The sequence below is a fragment of the Grimontia hollisae CIP 101886 genome (assembly GCF_000176515.1).
GTDB lineage: Bacteria > Pseudomonadota > Gammaproteobacteria > Enterobacterales > Vibrionaceae > Enterovibrio > Enterovibrio hollisae.
Genome location: NZ_ADAQ01000006.1, coordinates 43,984 through 62,637, shown reverse-complemented (window position 1 = coordinate 62,637; position 18,654 = coordinate 43,984). Strand labels below are relative to the sequence as shown.

17 protein-coding genes are annotated in these 18,654 nt (G+C 51.9%); 8 read left to right on the top strand and 9 right to left on the bottom strand.

Features of this window, described 5'->3' with window-relative positions:
* Positions 1-6: 6 nt before the first annotated feature.
* Positions 7-726, top strand: a complete 720-nt coding sequence (locus VHA_RS00990) for an HAD-IA family hydrolase (protein WP_005500949.1) — start codon at positions 7-9, stop codon at positions 724-726.
* 1 nt (position 727) lies between these two features.
* On the opposite strand, the gene VHA_RS00985 is transcribed toward VHA_RS00990, so the two are convergent.
* From VHA_RS00985 to VHA_RS00970, 4 genes are read right to left on the bottom strand one after another with little or no spacing between them, the layout of a single operon-like run.
* Positions 728-1,165, bottom strand: coding sequence for a DoxX family protein (locus VHA_RS00985; RefSeq protein WP_005500947.1), 438 nt, complete (start codon positions 1,163-1,165; stop codon positions 728-730).
* Between the two features lie 19 nt (positions 1,166-1,184).
* Positions 1,185-1,934: an HvfC/BufC N-terminal domain-containing protein gene (locus VHA_RS00980; RefSeq protein WP_005500945.1), complete on the bottom strand. Its 750-nt coding sequence runs from the start codon at positions 1,932-1,934 to the stop codon at positions 1,185-1,187.
* Positions 1,931-2,782: an MNIO family bufferin maturase gene (gene bufB / locus VHA_RS00975; RefSeq protein ID WP_005500943.1), complete on the bottom strand. Its 852-nt coding sequence runs from the start codon at positions 2,780-2,782 to the stop codon at positions 1,931-1,933. Before bufB ends, VHA_RS00980 begins: the two co-directional genes overlap by 4 nt.
* 20 nt (positions 2,783-2,802) lie before the next feature.
* Complete coding sequence (locus tag VHA_RS00970) at positions 2,803-3,063, bottom strand: BufA1 family periplasmic bufferin-type metallophore (RefSeq protein WP_005500941.1); 261 nt, start codon at positions 3,061-3,063, stop codon at positions 2,803-2,805.
* 383 nt (positions 3,064-3,446) lie between these two features.
* Here VHA_RS00970 and uvrD point away from each other — a divergent pair, with 383 nt between their 5' ends.
* The gene (gene uvrD / locus VHA_RS00965) at positions 3,447-5,624 is read left to right on the top strand and encodes a DNA helicase II (RefSeq protein ID WP_005500940.1); all 2,178 of its coding nucleotides are present in this window, start codon (positions 3,447-3,449) and stop codon (positions 5,622-5,624) included.
* 65 nt (positions 5,625-5,689) lie between these two features.
* On the opposite strand, the gene VHA_RS00960 is transcribed toward uvrD, so the two are convergent.
* The 3 genes from VHA_RS00960 to rarD form a co-directional block, all read right to left on the bottom strand.
* Complete coding sequence (locus VHA_RS00960; protein ID WP_005500939.1) at positions 5,690-6,187, bottom strand: DUF2780 domain-containing protein; 498 nt, start codon at positions 6,185-6,187, stop codon at positions 5,690-5,692.
* 16 nt (positions 6,188-6,203) lie between these two features.
* On the bottom strand, positions 6,204-7,976 hold the full coding sequence (gene ggt / locus VHA_RS00955; RefSeq protein ID WP_005500938.1) for a gamma-glutamyltransferase: 1,773 nt from the start codon (positions 7,974-7,976) through the stop codon (positions 6,204-6,206).
* 171 nt (positions 7,977-8,147) lie between these two features.
* Positions 8,148-9,047, bottom strand: coding sequence for an EamA family transporter RarD (rarD, locus tag VHA_RS00950; RefSeq protein ID WP_005500936.1), 900 nt, complete (start codon positions 9,045-9,047; stop codon positions 8,148-8,150).
* A 279-nt stretch (positions 9,048-9,326) separates the two neighbouring features.
* Between rarD and recQ the strand changes: the two genes are divergently transcribed.
* The 4 genes from recQ (at position 9,327) to VHA_RS00930 (ending at position 12,832) form a co-directional block, all read left to right on the top strand.
* Positions 9,327-11,177, top strand: coding sequence for an ATP-dependent DNA helicase RecQ (gene recQ, locus VHA_RS00945; protein WP_005500935.1), 1,851 nt, complete (start codon positions 9,327-9,329; stop codon positions 11,175-11,177).
* A complete protein-coding gene (locus VHA_RS00940) occupies positions 11,170-11,481 on the top strand; it encodes a DUF3630 family protein (protein ID WP_005500934.1) in 312 nt (103 codons plus the stop codon). Before recQ ends, VHA_RS00940 begins: the two co-directional genes overlap by 8 nt.
* Before the next feature lie 127 nt (positions 11,482-11,608).
* Positions 11,609-12,274, top strand: a complete 666-nt coding sequence (locus tag VHA_RS00935; protein WP_005500933.1) for a 7-cyano-7-deazaguanine/7-aminomethyl-7-deazaguanine transporter — start codon at positions 11,609-11,611, stop codon at positions 12,272-12,274.
* A 117-nt stretch (positions 12,275-12,391) separates the two neighbouring features.
* On the top strand, positions 12,392-12,832 hold the full coding sequence (locus VHA_RS00930) for a GNAT family N-acetyltransferase (RefSeq protein WP_005500932.1): 441 nt from the start codon (positions 12,392-12,394) through the stop codon (positions 12,830-12,832).
* Between the two features lie 224 nt (positions 12,833-13,056).
* On the opposite strand, the gene elbB is transcribed toward VHA_RS00930, so the two are convergent.
* On the bottom strand, positions 13,057-13,707 hold the full coding sequence (gene elbB, locus VHA_RS00920; protein WP_040527951.1) for an isoprenoid biosynthesis glyoxalase ElbB: 651 nt from the start codon (positions 13,705-13,707) through the stop codon (positions 13,057-13,059).
* Positions 13,708-14,224: 517 nt separating this feature from the next.
* Here elbB and polA point away from each other — a divergent pair.
* Positions 14,225-17,020 (top strand): DNA polymerase I, encoded by a 2,796-nt coding sequence (polA, locus tag VHA_RS00915; protein ID WP_005500927.1) that lies wholly within the window; start codon positions 14,225-14,227, stop codon positions 17,018-17,020.
* 208 nt (positions 17,021-17,228) lie between these two features.
* Positions 17,229-17,276: a small protein SpfP gene (spfP, locus tag VHA_RS19315; protein ID WP_438356882.1), complete on the top strand. Its 48-nt coding sequence runs from the start codon at positions 17,229-17,231 to the stop codon at positions 17,274-17,276.
* 598 nt (positions 17,277-17,874) lie between these two features.
* On the opposite strand, the gene yihA is transcribed toward spfP, so the two are convergent.
* Positions 17,875-18,528 carry a ribosome biogenesis GTP-binding protein YihA/YsxC gene (gene yihA / locus VHA_RS00910; protein WP_005500925.1) on the bottom strand — a complete coding sequence of 218 codons (654 nt, stop codon included), beginning with the start codon at positions 18,526-18,528 and terminating at the stop codon, positions 17,875-17,877.
* Positions 18,529-18,654 lie beyond the last annotated feature (126 nt).

The window sequence follows — 18,654 nt, the reverse complement described above, 5'->3', positions numbered from 1 at the left end:
GTGCGCATGAAGTTCTATCGCCGCTGGCAACCTGTCTCTGCCATGACGTTTGATTTGGATGACACCCTGTATGACAACCGGGTGGTTATTACCCGTGCAGAGCAGCTGTTACTCGAATGGCTGGCAGCACGCTGTCCTAAAATGGCAGGTTTCAACCGGGCTCAGTGGCAGGCAATGCGTGCAGAGGTTATCGCCGCAGATGCATCGCTGGTGGGGTTTGTGACTGAAATCCGCCGCGCCCAGCTGACACTTGCCGCATCGCACTGTGGGTTGAATGAAACCGAAGCGAAAGCGCTGGCTGATGACGGTGTAGCACTCTTCCTCCATGAGCGCAGTAATTTTTCCGTACCGTCGGCGGCGATAGATGTGATGCGTAAACTGGCTGCACATTATCCACTGGTGGCGATCACTAACGGCAATGTGGATTGCGACCGGCTTGGGCTTTCCCCCCTGTTCCAGCAAGTGTTACAAGCCGGGCCAGATGGCGCAGCCAAACCGGACAGGGCACTGTTTGCCAAAGCACAGTCCTTACTGGGAGAGCCTGCGGACAGCATCCTTCATGTTGGCGATCACCTTAAGGCCGATGTGCGCGGGGCAAAACTGGCGGGTTTTCGTGCCTGCTGGTTTAACGACACAAAAAGGCCGCTGACCATGCAGCGGCACGCTTCACTGTTGCCGGATGTGGAAATTACCCACCTTTCCCAGCTGTTAATGCTCAGTCAGTGAGTTAGCTTCGTTTCTTCAGCCAGTTATCGAACGCGGCCAGACCCGGGCCCCAAATCATGGTCACCAACAACATCACTCCCCACATCTGGTGGTCGAAAAAGCCTTTTGGCCACAGCGCCGGGTAAGACACTACCGCGATAATATTAAACGCAAACAGGGCAAAGGCCGCCGGGCGTGTTAACAGGCCGAACGCAAGGAATACCGGCAAAATCAGCTCTGCCGCGGTGCCAAGGTATGCGGCCACTTCCCACGGGATCAGGGGAACCTGGTATTCGTATTCAAACAAGAACAGGGTGCTGTCCCAGCTGGCGATTTTGGTCTGGCCTGACTTAAAGAAAACCCACGCCACCCAAAGCCGGCTGACAAGCAGCAAAACCGGAACCAAAGGCTTGAGCGCAGACTCCATCACCCCATCAATTTTTTTTAACGCAGCGAACATGTTCGGTTTCCTTTTCTTGTCAGTGTCCGGTGAGGGTAAAGTTACTGAAGACCCCAAGTTGCATGGCCCCGGAAATATGCGACAACAAGGCGGGGTCGATGTCTCCAAAACAGGCATGCTGGCAGGCAAGGATAAGTGATGCCTGTTCATCATCCAGTGTGCTGACGCTGATCCCTTGCGACGCTTTCTGGATCAAAACCGCTTGCGTCTGCGCCAGGTCAAGGTTTGCCAGTGTGTCATCATCCTTATTGGTCACCGTCTGCCACAGCGTGGCGACTGCAAACTCACTTTTCATCACTGCCGAGGCAGGGGAAACCGTCAGCTGGATACGGCCAAAGTCCTCAGGTTGCAGCTTAGCCAGGGCATCGACCGGAAAGGCGGCAGGCAATGGCGCCCGGTTCACACGCTGGATATGCCATTCAATCCCGGCGACATCGGCAAGGTAGGGAGCCGCATTAATGATGTTGGGTAACGAGCGGATAGTGTCAGCAAAACCCGCACCGTAGCGGTCAGCACAGGCATTTTCCATGGTGGTATTGAGCACATGATGGCGGGCAACGGCCTGAAAGCATGCTTCCCCAACCAGCGCAAAAACCACAGGATAGATAGTTTCAAGGCACTCTGTCAGCGTCATGACAAAGTTGTTGCGGTAAACCTGGAGCAGTGCGTCTGGTTCTGCCATACCACGGGAAACCGGCAGGCTGTGTGCCTGATAATGCAGGGCGTCACGAAATTGCTGTTGCAGGGTGGTGAGGCTGGGTGCACTCATGATGCTTCCTCCACCGGCTCCCTCAGCGCTTTGATAATGCAGTCGGCTTTTGCCGCCTCAGCCAATAACACTTCTGGTTCAGGGATATCCCTGTCCCACTCAATCAGGGTATGACGGGGACCATGCTCGGCAACCCATGTTTTATACATGGCCCAGACCGGTTCGGAAACAGGCTGGCTGTGGGTATCAATCCAGATTTCGCCTTGATCGAGTTGTTTGATGGTAAACCCTGCCAGATGGATTTCCTGTACCCACTCCGGATTGATGGCTGCAAGATAGGTATCGCTGTCAAAACCGTGGTTAAAGGCGCTGACGTGCACGTTGTTCAGATCAAGCAGCAAGCCACAACCTGTGCGCCTGACAACGTCTGCCAGAAATTCCCACTCCGGAATTGTGGAGTGACTGAATCCGAGGTAACTGGAGGGGTTTTCCACCAGGATCTGACGGTTGAGATAGTCTTGCGTGATATCCACATTGCGACAAAACACCTCCAGCGCTTCTTCTGTGTAGGGCAGGGGAAGCAGGTCGTTGAAGTATTCCCCGTTAACAGAACTCCAGCTTAGGTGATCGGAAACAAACAGGGGATTAATACAATCAACCAGCCGTTTTAATTGTGCCAGGTGCATTTTATTCACCGGGTCGACAGACCCAAGAGATAAGCCTACGCCATGACAGCTGATGGCATACTGGCGCCGCAATTCATGCAGTGCCTTAAACGCGTTGGAGTGTGGCAGGAAAAAGTTTTCACTGTGGATCTCTAACCATCCTATATCCGGGGAGTGATTAAGAAAGTGATCATGGTGTGGGTGTCGAAGCCCAACGCCAACCCAGGGAGAAACCTTTTCCATACCGGACTCCTTATGATTTGTTAAGACGACGAGGTTGAACCACCCGTCAGGCGATCGCACAAGCCTTTGGGAACAACGACAAATGCGTCAGTCTGCGCGTCTTTGGTAGAGGTACCTGCACAAGAACTGTTGTTGGTTGCACAATCGTTTTTACCGGCTTTTGCTACGCCGTAGCACTTCTCTTTCTCCGCTGCCTGAGCAGGTGTGGCTGTCAGGGTGGTCGCACCCACAGCAAGGAGACTGGTAACGGCAGCAGCAACAGCAAAATTGGTTTTTTTCATCTTCGTTCCTCTTTCTACAGACTTTACTAACTTTCAATAAGTTAAAGGGGGAGTTCCCAGCGGCACTGTTGGTTTTCAATGCTCTTTCCATAGGATAGATGTTTGCGTTAAAAACTTTCGAATGTGACGTTAATTTTTATGTGCGAATTTTAGGGTTGGAGGACTGTCTGTTTGTAACTCATTGAATATTTGGAGATAAAAATGGTTCGTCCCGCTGCTGCAGCATGGATGACGGTATCTTTGTGTCAGGGAAAAACCCGGGCAGGGTGATAAAAGGCGCACCGTCGCGATCGTAAAACCAGTTATTCTCCCAGAGGTCTGCAACTTCCGGTTGTTTGCGGGTATAATCTTCAACCAGTGTATAAATAACCAGTGGAAGAACGATGGACGTATCCCACCTGATTGACGGTCTGAATGACAAACAACGCGAGGCTGTGGCTGCGCCGCTTGGCAACTACCTGGTCCTGGCCGGTGCGGGCAGTGGCAAAACCCGGGTACTGGTTCATCGTATTGCCTGGTTGATGCAGGTGGAGTATGCCTCGCCGTTTTCGGTGATGGCGGTGACCTTTACCAACAAGGCGGCGGCAGAAATGCGTGGCCGTATTGAGCAGTTAATGCAGGGTACGGCCTCCGGTCTCTGGTGTGGCACCTTCCACGGCCTGTGTCACCGCATCCTGCGTGCGCATCATCTGGACGCAAACCTGCCACAGGATTTCCAGATCCTGGATTCTGATGATCAGCAGCGCCTGTTGCGCCGCCTGATCAAGGCGCAGAATCTGGACGAAAAACATTGGCCTGCGCGCCAGGCATCCTGGTACATCAATGCCAAGAAAGATGAAGGTCTGCGTCCGCATCATATTGATGCCCAGTTTGATCCGGTCGAAAAAACCTGGCTCCGTGTGTATGCCGCCTATCAGGAAGCGTGTGACCGCGCAGGGTTGGTGGACTTCGCCGAGCTGTTGCTGCGCTGCCATGAGCTGCTGCGCGACAAAGCGCACATCCGCGAGCATTATCAGGCGCGCTTCAAGCACATTCTGGTCGACGAGTTTCAGGATACCAACAACATCCAGTACGCCTGGCTGCGTATGATGGCAGGAAACAGCGCCAATGTAATGATTGTCGGGGACGATGATCAGTCCATCTACGGCTGGCGTGGTGCGAAAATTGAAAATATCACCCGTTTCCTGCAGGACTTCCCGGGTGCAGAAACGATTCGTCTGGAGCAGAACTACCGTTCGACCGGCAATATCCTCAAAGCCTCCAACCACCTGATTGAAAACAACGCCGAGCGCATGGGCAAGAGCCTGTGGACCGAGGGTCAGGAAGGTGAATTAATCTCGGTATACAGTGCATTTAACGAACTGGATGAAGCCCGTTTTGTGGTCGGTAAAATCAAGGCCTGGCAGGACGAAGGCGGTGCACTGAACGACACGGCCATTTTGTACCGCAATAACGCCCAGTCCCGTGTACTGGAAGAAGCCTTGATTCAGGCGGGCTTGCCCTACCGTATTTATGGCGGTATGCGATTCTTCGAACGTCAGGAGATCAAGGATGCGCTGGCCTATCTGCGCCTGATCGGTAACCGTTTTGATGATGCGGCCTTTGAGCGTGTGGTCAACACCCCGGCGCGTGGCCTGGGTGATCGTACCCTTGATACCATCCGCCTTGCTGCACGTGATCGCGGTGCAACGATGTGGGAAGCAAGCAACCAGTTGCTGGAAGAACAGGCACTGGCAGGCCGCGCGGCAAATTCCCTGCGCCGTTTTATCGAGCTGGTGAATGCATTGGAAGATGATACCCGCGAAATGGCACTGTTCCAGCAGACCGACTACGTGATCCTGCATTCTGGCCTCCGCGCCATGTACGAAGCGGAAAAAGGCGAAAAAGCTCAGGCGCGTATTGATAACCTTGAAGAACTGGTGACCGCGACCCGCCAGTTTGAAGTACCTGAAGACGTGCAGGAAGAGATGAGCCCGCTGTCCGCTTTCCTTTCTCACGCGGCGCTCGAGGCGGGTGAAGGACAGGCTGACGAGTTTGAGGACGCGGCGCAGCTGATGACACTGCACAGTGCCAAGGGCCTCGAATTCCCGGTGGTCTTTATGGTGGGCGTGGAAGAGGGCATGTTCCCGAGCCAGATGTCGGCAGAAGAAGCCGGGCGTCTGGAAGAAGAACGCCGCCTTTGTTATGTCGGCATGACCCGGGCGATGCAAAAACTCTATATTACCCATGCAGAAATGCGCCGGGTATACGGCAAAGACATGTTTCACAAAGCGTCACGCTTTATCCGTGAGCTGCCGGAAGAGTGCCTTGAAGAGGTGCGGATGCGCGCAAAAGTGTCGCGTCCGGCGGAAGCCACCGGGCGATTCTCGCAAACCCAGACCAAGGAAAACTTCAACCAGACCGGTTTCACGCTTGGCCAGCGGGTACTGCACCCCAAATTCGGCGAAGGCACCATCATTAACTTTGAAGGCAGTGGTCAGCAAAGCCGTGTGCAGGTGGCCTTTAACGGTGAAGGTATAAAGTGGCTGGTGACTCAGTACGCCAAGCTTGAGGCGATGTAAGCGGCGGAAAACTGAAAAACAAAAGGGTGGCGATGGCCACCCTTGTTTTTAAGTGTCTGTACAAGTTAAGACGCCGTACCCCAGGCACTGGCCAGATCGCTGATCAATGATTGACTCGCACCCTGACCGGTCAGGTATTTCAATATCACCGGGGCAAACTTTTGCACCATGCCTGCGTCCATGCCAAGCACGTTAAAGACATTGCCGACCGACTCCATATTTGACAGGTTACTGCCAAGGTTGCCCGGGATCATGCTGGCCAGTGAATCCATGCCCGGTACGAGTTTCAACAATTCGCTGCTCTGGTTTTCGCCAAGTGTCTGGTAGGCCATAGCCAGCATTGCACCCGCCCCGCCGGCCGCCTGTTTGTCACTGACCGCGAGATCCGACGACAGCAGTGCCGTCAGCGGGCTGCTGGTGGTTTCACTGCCCATGCCTCCCAACAGGCTGGTGGCCTGCTTTTCTGCGCTGCCAAGCAGGCTGTCCAGATCAGTTGCCTGTACCGGAATGCTGACTACCCCCAAAAGGGCGCACAGCGCGATGGTATTCACTTTATGTAACATGCATTTTCTCCTGGCGTTATTCCGCCACCACTAAACCTTCGCGCCTTGGGTCGGCGCCGCCTTCCAAGGTGCCTCCATCGATAACAATACCGTGGATACCTGAGGTTAAGTCACGGACATTAACCTCATAGCCCATGGTTTCGAGCGCGGGTTTGAAGCTTTCTGCATCTGTCCCGGCCTCAAGATCGTAAATGCCGAAGCGGTTGACAAGGTGTGGCAGGTCAATCGCCGATTGCATGTCGAGCCCCCAGTCGAGGTGGGCGACAAGGGTTTTGGCCACATAACCGATAATCCGGCTGCCGCCCGGTGAGCCGACAGCCATGTAAGGCTTGCCATCACGCATCACAATGGTGGGTGACATCGAAGAGCGGGGACGTTTGCCCGGTTCAATGCGGTTGGCAATCGGGTAACCGTCTTGATGGGTGCGGAAAGAAAAATCAGTCAGCTCATTGTTGAGCAGGAATCCACGGGTCATCAGGCGTGAACCGAAGCCGTTCTCAATCGTGGTGGTGATGGAAACAATATTGCCGTTCCTGTCCACGATGGAGAAATGACTGGTGGAAGGCAGTTCAATTGATTCATCATCCGCGAGCTTGGGGGTAACACGTGCATGGCTGAATGCAGGCTCACCCGATGCCACGTCAGTCATTGCACCTTCTGCCGGGATCATTGCGGCGCGTGCCTTGAGGTATTCCGGTGCCAGCAAGCCTTCTGTCGGTACTGGCACAAAGTCGCCGTCGGCAATGTAGCGTCCGCGGTCTGCAAATGCCAGACGCGAGGCATCACCAATCAAACGCCAGCTTTCCGGGTTGTCCTTGCCGAGGGACTTAAGGGGGAAATGGCTCAGGATGCCAAGGATTTGTCCCACAGTAATGCCGCCGGACGTCGGTGGTCCCATGCCACACACCCGGTATTGGTGATAAGGGGCGCACACAGGCGTGCGCTCAACAATGCGGTATCCGGCCAGATCTTCCCTGTCCAGTACGCCCGGGTTACCGGCAGCGTTTTGCACCGTTGCCACGATGTCGGCGGCAATATCGCCTTCATAGAAATGGTCGATGTCCATGGCGACCAGCTTTAATGTATCAGCGTATGCCTGATTTACCAGGCGATGACCCACGCTCAGCGGGTTGCCATTGTCGTCAAAGAAATACTGGTGGGTGGCAGGATAACTGCGCAACCTGTCGGCGTCGCCTTCAATCAACCCCGCCAGGCGTGGAGAGACTTCAAACCCTTTCTCAGCCAGCTCAATGGCCGGAGCCAGCACAGCACGCCATGAAAGGTTGCCATATCTGGCATGGGTGTCATGCATCAGGCGCAGAGTGCCGGGGGTGCCCACAGAGCGGCCGCCTACTACGGCATCATAAAACTGCAGCGGTTCACCGTTTTCATCCTGGAACAGGGTGGGAGTGGCGGCCTTTGGCGCAGTTTCACGGCCATCAAAGGTGGTCAGTGCCTGTGCCTTATTGTCCCAATACACCAAAAATGCCCCGCCACCGATGCCAGAGCTTTGTGGTTCGACAAGGCCTAGTATGGTTTGTACCGCCACCATGGCATCGATTGCATTACCGCCAGCGCGCAATATCGCTTCGCCGGCTTTGCTGGCGAGTGGGTTGGCAGACGCGACCATCCATGTGTTGCCTTTGACCGCCTTGCGCATCACACTGCCGGTTGCAAGCTCCGGTGCTACTGCGTCTGCGGCTTCTCCCCGGGGGGTAGCAGAGGCGGGAAAAGTGAGTGCGAGGCCAAGGGCCAGTGTGGAAAGAAAAAGGGTCGGGTGTTTTTGCATGGTAATTCCTTTTACGCCCAAACAGTTAGACTTTGAGTATAGCCTGCCAAAGGGCGGGGAGCGTGTCAGATTTCCGAGGCGATGAAGGGAATTTTCTTTTTAAGGGCAGCAGGATAGCGAAGATGTGTTGCATAAATAGAAACGGCACCCTGATGGTGCCGCTGACAGTTTTCAGGGTTGCCGCCGCTGTTTGTTACGCTGCCTGACGGCATCAAATGTAAAGATGGCAAGTGCCATCCAGATAAAGGCGAACGTGGTGGCCTTGTCTGCCGTAAAAGGTTCGCTATACAGACCCACCGCCAGCATAAACATGATGCTGGGGCCGATATACTGGAAAAAGCCGAGAGTAGAGAGACGAAGCTTGGTTGCGGCGCCGTTAAAACAAAGCAATGGCAGAGTTGTCACGATACCTGCAGCCACCAGCAACAGGTTGAGGCCAAGGCTGTTCTGCATCATGTCAGACGTGGCACTGTTGGCGATAAACAACAGGTATACCAGCGCCACAGGCAACAGGACCAGGGTTTCGATAAATAGCCCGGTTGCCGCATCGATGTTGATTTTTTTTCTCAGCAGGCCATAAGAACCAAAGCTGCAGGCCAACACCAGTGCCACCCACGGCAGAGAACCAAAAGTGATCACCTGGATAGCTACGCCGGAAAAGGCCAGTGCTACGGCGACCCATTGCAGTTTTCGGAACCGCTCGCCAAGGAACACCATGCCGAGCACGACGTTAATCAATGGATTGATGTAATAGCCCAGGCTTGCATCCAGCATTCGGTCGTTGTTCACCGCCCAGATAAAGATCAGCCAGTTGGTGGCAATCACCAGGGCAGTCAGCGTCAGCAGCCCCAGGCGCTTTTTGTCTTTCAGTAACAATTTGACCCGGGCAAGGCCTCCGCTCGCGTGGATGATCAGGGCAAGGAAGAAAAATGACCACAACACGCGGTGCATTAATACCTCCAGAGGAGGCACATTCGTCAGGGCCTTGAAGTAAAGTGGAGCCACCCCCCACATGGTGTAAGCACCCAACGCCAGTAAGACACCGCGGCGGGTCTGTTGCGCATCATTCACTGCGAAATCTCTACATCTGAAAATACAAAAAGGTAAAAGCCGCCGGTTGGCGGTATGTGCAACGAAGATTAGGGCTTGATGCGGATTTTTCTGGTGAACAGTCAGCATCCGCGCCATCGATAAATGTTTTTGTTACTTTTGCCAGTATATGGGCTTCCTCTGTTGAAGCACATCTTTTCCGAGAAGAAAAATTGAAAGGGCGGTTCTTCGGCATTGTTGATCTTTTATCCCTGTCCTGCTGCGTTTAGAATGAGCGGCTATCCCATAATGAGAAGTGCTATGACCGTTGCCGAATCAGCCGAAATGACGCCACCACTGACGCATGACGAAACCGTTTTGCAGCAGGTGTTCGGCTACCACAGTTACCGTGACGGTCAGAAAGAAATTATCGACGCCACCATTGGCGGGCGTGATGCACTGGTGATCATGCCAACCGGCGGTGGGAAAAGCCTCTGTTACCAAATTCCGGCGCTGGTGCGTGATGGTGTGACCATTGTGATCTCACCGCTGATCTCCCTGATGAAAGATCAGGTCGATCAGCTGCTGGCCAACGGCGTGCAGGCAGCGTGCCTGAATTCTTCCATGACACCGGAATCCCAGTCTGACACCTGGCAGGCGCTGCGAAATGGCAACCTTAAGCTGTTGTACGTGTCACCGGAACGTATTCTGATGCGGGATTTCATTGAACGCCTGCAAGCCGTGACACTGGGCCTGATCGCGGTTGATGAAGCGCACTGTATCAGTCAGTGGGGACACGATTTTCGCCCGGAATATGCCCAGCTTGGCAGTTTGAAGCAGCACTTCCCCGGGGTGCCTGTCATGGCACTGACCGCCACGGCAGATGACACTACACGACAGGATATCTGCCAGCGTTTGGCACTTGTAGATCCGCATATCTACCTCGGCAGCTTTGATCGCCCGAATATCCGTTACACCCTGGTGGAAAAACACAAACCGCTGGCGCAGTTGACCCAGTTTCTCGCTACCCAGTCCGGGCAAAGCGGTATTGTGTATTGCAACAGCCGCAAACGGGTCGAACAGGTGGCGGAAAAGCTGATGGGCAGCAACATCCGCGCTGCGGCCTATCATGCCGGGATGACTGCCGATCAGCGCGCCTGGGTACAGGAAGCGTTTCAGCGGGATGATGTACAGATTGTGGTGGCAACCGTGGCATTTGGCATGGGTATTAACAAGCCCAACGTGCGCTTTGTGGTCCATTACGATATTCCGCGCAATATCGAATCCTATTATCAGGAGACCGGGCGGGCCGGACGGGATGGCTTGCCGGCAGAAGCGATACTGTTTTATGACCCCTCCGATATTGGCTGGCTGCACCGTTGCCTTGAGGAAAAACCGGATGGCGAACAAAAACGGGTGGAAAGCCACAAGCTCAATGCGATGGGCGCATTTGCGGAGGCCCTGACCTGCCGCCGTCTGGTGCTGCTGAACTATTTCGGCGAATATCGCAACGAGCCCTGTGGCAACTGCGATATCTGCCTTGACCCGCCAACCCTGTTTGACGGCACTGAGCAGGCGCAAAAAGCGCTGTCCTGTGTTTATCGCGTGAACCAGAATTTTGGTATCGGCTATACCGTTGAAGTGCTGCGCGGAATGCAAAACCAGCGTATTAAGGAGCACGGACACGACAAAATCAGTACCTATGGCTTAGGAAAAGCATTCAGCCACGAGTACTGGGTCAGCATTTTCCGCCAGCTTATCCACCGTGGTTATCTGGTGCAGAACATTGCCCGAAGCTCTGTGCTGCAACTGACCGAAGAAGCCCGTCCTGTGCTGCGTGGTGAGATTGCACTGGAGCTTGCCGTGCCAAGGCTGGGGCTGTCTGAGCGCAGTAAAGCTGACAAACTTGGCAAGCGTAACTACGACAAGAAACTGTTCGCCAAGCTCCGCAAGCTGCGTAAAGCGATTGCTGATGAAGAAGACATTCCGCCGTATGTGGTCTTCAATGATGCCACCCTGATTGAAATGGCGGAGATGATCCCAACCTCGCAGGCAGAGCTTCTGGCGGTCAACGGTGTTGGCCAGCGTAAGCTTGAGAAATACGGCAATGTGTTTCTGGATGTGATTGAAGATCACATCACCCTCAACCATGACGAGTCTCGCTATGGATAACCCGACATTCCGCCTTTCGCATCTGGATGCGGTCGCCGGACGTCTGGTGCTGGTCGCCGATACTCTCGATGCTGACAATGCAGAGCAGTATTTGCAGGTGCTTTGCCAGATGCTGGATGCCAGCGTGAAGGAAAAACAGACCGATGCCGATTTGCTCAGCTGGCTGATTGATTTTGAAGGCGTGGCCCTTATGCTCCGTGCCGGGCATTACAGCGCCAGTGTCTGGCTCGAAACACTGGGCGATGAAGGTCAGGACGAGTTGGTTTTCCTGCATAGTTGGCTGGAGAAACAACTGGCTGGCTAGTCCGCCCCAGGCGGTTGGCAACCACAAAATTTGCTGTATAATTCGCCACCTTCTCAGGCGTCAGATCACCGTATCTGGCTGATTGGTAATTTGGGTTCCCTCACCCCCAATGACAAAAAGGTTCACAATGAGCACTTTTACACCCGCGCAGCAGCGCAACGCCCTCTCTTACCTCGTGGTTTTCCACCTGGTGATCATTGCATCCAGTAATTATCTGGTTCAGTTGCCTTTTACCGTTTTCGGTTTCCACACCACGTGGGGGGCATTTACGTTTCCATTTATTTTCCTGGCCACGGATCTGACCGTCCGCATCTTTGGTGCCGCCCTTGCACGTCGAATTATCTTCGCGGTGATGGTGCCCTCCCTGCTGATCTCTTATGTGTTGTCAGTGTTGTTTTACCAAGGGGAGTTTCAAGGGCTGGGTCACCTGAATGAATTTAACCTCTTCGTTGCACGTATTGCGGCAGCAAGCTTTATGGCGTACCTGCTGGGGCAAATCCTCGATATTCACGTGTTCAACCGTCTGCGCCAGACCAGACAATGGTGGGTCGCACCGAGTTGTTCCACCCTGTTTGGTAATGCGATAGATACCCTGGCGTTTTTTGCCATTGCCTTCTACAAAAGCCCGGATGCCTTTATGGCGGAAAACTGGGTGGAAATCGCCCTGATCGACTACGCCTTCAAACTGGTGATTAGCCTTGGCCTTTTCGTGCCGATGTACGGTGTATTGCTGAACTATATTGTCAGCCGCATTACAAAGGTGAACAACGTGGCGGAAACCAACCCGGTTTAAGCGACAAGCACGATAAAATAAACAGAGGGAAAGAGAGCCGGTCGGAAGACTGGCTTTTTTACGTTTTCTATACTGAAAAAACCGCATTCCGGCGCGAACCATGTTAAGGACGACCCCATGATTATTCGGGAAGGGACATTGGCTGAAGCCGTGAGCGTGCTTGGCCAGATAGAAGAATTTGCCCGTCAGGAAACACTGGATTCAATCAAAAAACGTCTCGGTGACAAGCCTTCGCTAATACTGGTGGCAGAGATTGAGGGTGAGCTCTGTGGTGTCAAAATTGGCTACCAACTGGATGAAACGTGTTTTTACAGTTGGCTGGGAGGTGTGACGGAATCAGGCCGTCGCCGTGGCATCGCGCAGGCACTGTTAAATGCCCAAGAGCAATGGGTAGCAAAACATGGCTATACCAGCCTGCGTGTAAAATCACGTAACTGCTTCGCCGGTATGCTGTGCTTGCTGTTGAGTAACCATTACCAGATTGAGCATTTGGAGAAAAAAGAAACCTTGGCGCAATATCGCCTTCATTTTGTGAAAAAGATCACATCTGTTGAATGAAGACAAAAAATAAACAAAATACCGCTTGCCAAATAATAATGAGAATGATTATTATTTGTCTTGTTCAAAGGCAAGTAAGGAACTTGCTGCTGGACACACGACATTGCTCACATTGCTTCCAGTATATGTTTTTGCATGAGACTGTTTATATTGCGCAGTCATACCTGATGCAGGCGACGCTTCTCCCGAAGCGTCGCTTTTTTCTTTTTGTTTTGCGGGATTAGTTAGGCCAGTTCAATCAGTTTGGTCACCAGTTTGCTGATCCCGGCGTTGGCGTCGCTGACAGACGTCGCCAGCATATAGGCAGGCGTAGATAACAGGCGACGGCTCTGGTCGAGTACAAAATCATCGACCGGACAGTCAACATGCTCGCCTCCCATGGCGTTAAATGTCTGGGCGACTTGTGGATCGTTGCCAATCGTGCCTTTGGCGCCTGGGCCATACACTTTGGGGATAAGCACAGGGGATATGCAGATATAACCCGCTGGTTTTTCCGCATTAGCGAAGGCTTTACACACTCTCAGCACCTCTTCTTCAATCTCCATCTCACCGCCCGCGGTAGCGAACGAGCTGAGACTCTTCGCAACGCCAAATCCGCCCGGCAGCAGCAGGGCGTCAAACTCGTTAACGTTAAGCGCAGAAAGCGGCTTTATATCCCCACGGGCAATGCGCGCAGCTTCCTGTAACACGTTGCGTGTGTCGCCAGAGGTTTCTCCGTCAGCATGATTAATCACATGGTGTTGTTGAATATCTGGCGCGAAGCAGTGCCAGCTGGCCCCGGCCTGTTCAATCGCCAGCAGGGCTAATACGGATTCATGAATTTCTGCCCCATCGTAAACACCACATCCAGCCAGAATGACTGCCACTTTTTTCATAACTGCGCCCTCATCAATCATTTTGCAGGCAGTTGCTTTACTGCTTGTTGGTTTGTTCCCGGTTAGTTTATGTACAAACAGGGAGTGATTTGAATCTAACCTGATCACATCCTCACACATCAGCATCTAATAATTGTTCTGGATAACGCGATCAATAGATGAATTTCTTTTTCCACAGTCGATGATCAACGATCGATCCTGATCATGATCAATGACTTAGGTTTAAATATATAAATTTAAAGGAATTAATTTATTTTTTCGAGAGCGTATTGAAACCGACTTACAGCAGTAAAAATAAATACCAACAAACTTATCCACAACGATGTTGGCGTAATACCTTATGTATGAGGTTTATTCACAAGGTATTTAAGGGAGAGCAGAAAGCAGTTGAAAGGGAAATAAAACCCAAGTGTTTATCTTGGTCTTTCTGTCCTCTGCCTTGAAATCTCGGGTTAACAGTTTCGGGAAGTCATGGCATCCTAACCCATCAATCATTTACCGGTTAGCTTATAACGTTATGGCGACGACTCCTGATAACCCGTTGATCCTGGTCGACGGCTCTTCGTATCTTTACCGCGCGTACCACGCTTCTCCCAACTTGACCAATGCCAAGGGCGAACCTACCGGGGCGGTTTACGGCGTGGTCAACATGCTGCGCAGCTTGGTGAAGCAATACCCGCAATCGCACGTGGCGGTCATTTTTGATGCCAAAGGTAAAACATTCCGCGATGACATGTATGCGGAATACAAAGCGCACCGCCCACCCATGCCGGATGACTTGCGCAGCCAGATTGCACCGCTGCACGAGATCATTGAAGCCATGGGTTTCCCCATGCTGGTGATCGAAGGGGTTGAGGCCGACGATGTGATTGGTACCCTTGCTGTGCAGGGGTCGAAAGCCGGTATGCCTATCCTTATCAGCACTGGTGACAAGGACATGGCGCAGCTGGTAGATGACAACATCACCCTGATCAACACCATGACCAATGTCATCATGACCCCACAGGGTGTGCACGACAAATACGGTTTTGGGCCTGAGCACATCATCGATTATCTGGCGCTGATGGGCGACAAAGTGGATAACATCCCGGGCGTACCGGGTGTAGGAGAGAAAACGGCCACTGCCCTGATTGCTGGCATCGGTGGCCTTGATGACATCTACGCCAATCTCGACAAGATTGCTGATCTTGGTTTCCGTGGTTCAAAAACCATGGCCAAGAAGCTCGAAGAGAATAAAGAAAACGCCTATCTCTCTTACCAGCTGGCCACCATCAAGCTGGATTGCGAGCTGCCATTCAAACCGGAAGAGCTGACCAACCGTGAACCGGACAATGAAAAATTGGTGGCGCTGTTCACCGAGCTGAATTTCAAACGCTGGCTGGCCGAAGCGCAAAATGGCGGTGCCGGTGTGACAGCCCTGTCAGAAAAAGCGGCTTCTGGTACAACAGCAACAAAATCCGCCGAAAATGCGGAGGTGGTGTTTAAGGCGGCGATAATCGACCGCAGCCAGTACGACACTATTCTGACTGAAGAGGCGTTCCAGCGCTGGATGGAAAAGCTGAAAAACGCGGATGTGGTAGCGTTTGATACTGAAACTGACAGCCTGGATTATATGGAAGCCAACCTGGTCGGTATCTCTTTTGCGGTTGCAGAAGGTGAGGCGGCTTACCTGCCTCTGGCCCACGACTACCTGGATGCACCAAAACAACTCGACCGTGATTGGGTACTGGCAGAAATGAAACTGTGGCTGGAAGATGCCGGTGCGCTGAAAGTCGGTCAGAATCTGAAATATGATGCAAGTGTATTGGCCCGTTATGACATCGCGATGCGCGGTATTGCTTATGACACCATGCTGGAATCCTATGTGTTCAACAGTGTAGCCGGGAAGCATGATATGGACAGCCTGGCGCTTCGCTACCTGCAACACCAGTGCATCAGCTTTGAAGAGATTGCCGGCAAGGGCAAAAAGCAGCTGACTTTCAACCAGATTGAGCTGGATCAGGCTGCCCCTTACGCGGCAGAAGATGCGGATGTGACGCTGCGTTTGCACAATGCCTTGATGGCACAACTCAACAATGACGAGAAACTGAAAGTCATTTTCGAGCAATATGAAATGCCGCTGGTGCCAGTGCTTTCACGCATGGAACGTCATGGTGTGTTGATCAGCGCTGAAATGCTGGCTAAGCAATCCCAGGAAATCGCGGTGCGTTTGGATACGCTTGAAAAAGAAGTGTTTGAGTTGGCCGGGGAGGAGTTCAACCTAAGCTCACCGAAACAGCTTCAGGCGATTTTGTTTGAAAAGATGGGCCTACCTGTTGTCAAAAAGACGCCATCCGGGACACCATCCACCAATGAAGAAGTGCTTCAGGAATTGGCACTTGATTATCCACTGCCAAAACGCATTTTGGAATACCGTGGCCTGGCGAAGCTGAAATCCACGTACACCGATAAACTACCAAAGATGGTCAAACCGGCTACCGGCCGTGTACACACCTCCTATCATCAGGCGGTGACAGCAACCGGTCGTCTATCATCAACGGATCCCAACTTGCAGAATATCCCCATCCGTAATGAGGAAGGGCGCCGCATCCGTCAGGCCTTTATTGCGCCTGCGGGGAAAACCATTCTGGCTGTCGACTATTCGCAAATTGAACTGCGTATCATGGCGCACCTGTCCGGCGATGAAGCCCTGATTGACGCTTTCCGCCACGGCAAGGATATCCACGCGGCGACAGCGGCAGAAGTAATGGGCATTGATATCAGTGATGTCACCCCGGAAATGCGCCGCCGAGCCAAAGCCATCAACTTTGGCCTGATTTACGGCATGAGTGCGTTTGGCTTGGCAAAACAACTGGGCATTCCGCGTGGTGAAGCGCAACAATATATGGATCGCTACTTCGAGCGCTACCCGGGTGTACGCCAGTATATGGAGAACACCCGTCTCCAGGCTGCTGAACAGGGATACGTTGAAACTATCTTTGGCCGTCGCCTGCACCTGCCGGAAATCAAATCCAGTAACGCGATGCGCCGTAAAGGTGCCGAGCGTGCGGCCATTAATGCGCCGATGCAAGGGACGGCTGCAGATATCATCAAGCGCGCCATGATTTTGGTGGATGCGTGGATACAGCAACAGCCAGAAGGCCGTGTTGCGTTGATCATGCAGGTACATGATGAACTGGTGTTGGAAGTGGATACCGAACATTTGGCAGAGGTAGAGCAACAGGTGTGTAAGCTGATGGAGTCAGCGGCATTACTTGACGTGCCATTGGTTGCAGACTCCGGAAGTGGGGCAAACTGGGACCAGGCCCATTAAATCTGGCTGGTTAAAGGGATTTCCCCACAGGGATACTTATATTTCAGAGAAAAAAAAGCCTGTATTCACAGGCTTTTTTATCCCTAAAGTGAAACTGTATGCGTATATAGAATGTTCATTTTTATAAATTCATGAAAAAAAACTACGTAAGGGGTTTTCTTCATCGATCATTTGATATACAGTTACAGTCGTAGGGTACAGAGGTAAGATGTTCTATCTTTCAGACCTTTTGTTTCACGTTATTGGATTTAGCTGATTCAGCAGCCCCGGTTGACAATTGTTGGCCGGGGCATTTTTTATTGGGATTTTTCTACACTCGCTTACGTCTTGAGTATTTCAATTAAATCCAGTCAATACAGTATATTGAGTTTGTATTGTCTATGAGGACTATTTTCATTACATCATTTTAGAGTAATTACTTTAATTTGGTGAGATTGATATTATAATGACCACTGCTTCTTGTTCTTGATGTGCTAGGGGGCTGTATTGCACCTTACGACAGGCTCCCCCCACATTCTTTCTGACCGGATTGAGATCTCATTCCGGTCTTTTTTATCTCACTCATTCTGTAATTCAATTCCAAAAATAGTGGTGCTTAAAAACATATCGCATATTTCATTTTTCTTTATGAAAAATAAGTCTCATGAATGTTTTTTAAACATAAAGAAAATCAATATTTTGAACGAGTAATAACTCTGGCTGACGGTTACTTCAGGCAAATATAATGATGGTTTTCAGTGTGGGAACTTGCAGGGTGGGAGAAATTCGCTGACACTAACTCTATAACGATTAAAAAACCTCCTATTTCTCTCCCGTTACCCCACCTACATGGTGGGGTCTTTATTTTTACAAGGTTATTGATTGTCTTGTACGCTGTTGTCTTGGGTATCTTCGATAACAGGCAGCGCTGGATGATACCAGGAATCCAGCTTCTGACGGAGTTTGTCGACGCCGATGCCTTTGAGTGAAGAGAACAGCTCAACCTCTACATCGCCGCCGAAATCTTTTGCTGCTTCACGCACCTTCAACAGCTCCGCTTTCCGTGCCCCGCTTTTCAGCTTGTCGCATTTGGTCAGCAGTGCCAGCACTGGCAGGTTGCAATCCACCGCCCAGAAAATTAAATCCTGATCCAGCTCTTTGAGTGGATGGCGGATATCCATCAGTACCACCAGACCTTTGAGTTGATCACGTTTTTGTAAATACTCACCGAGTGATTTTTGCCATTTTTTCTTCATTTCCAGAGGCACTTGCGCATAACCGTAACCTGGCAGGTCAACGATGTGACAACCTTCGTCCACTTTAAACAAGTTGATCAATTGTGTGCGCCCCGGCGTTTTACTGGTTTTAACCAGGTTTTTTTGATCACAAAGCCGGTTAATTGAACTAGATTTACCTGCATTGGAGCGACCTGCAAATGCGACTTCGATTCCGGTATCTGGTGGTAAATGCCGGATATCTGGGGCACTGGTAATAAAGTGGGTCTTTCGATAGTTGAGTGAAGGATTCACTGTTAACTCCGTCTCGACTTTATGTAGTCGACTGATTACTTTTATGTGAAATTGTGTAAAATGACCGTGCTCGGTTTTTGCTCGACGATTGTATCATGATGGCGTGGGCATCGTGGTATTGGAAGC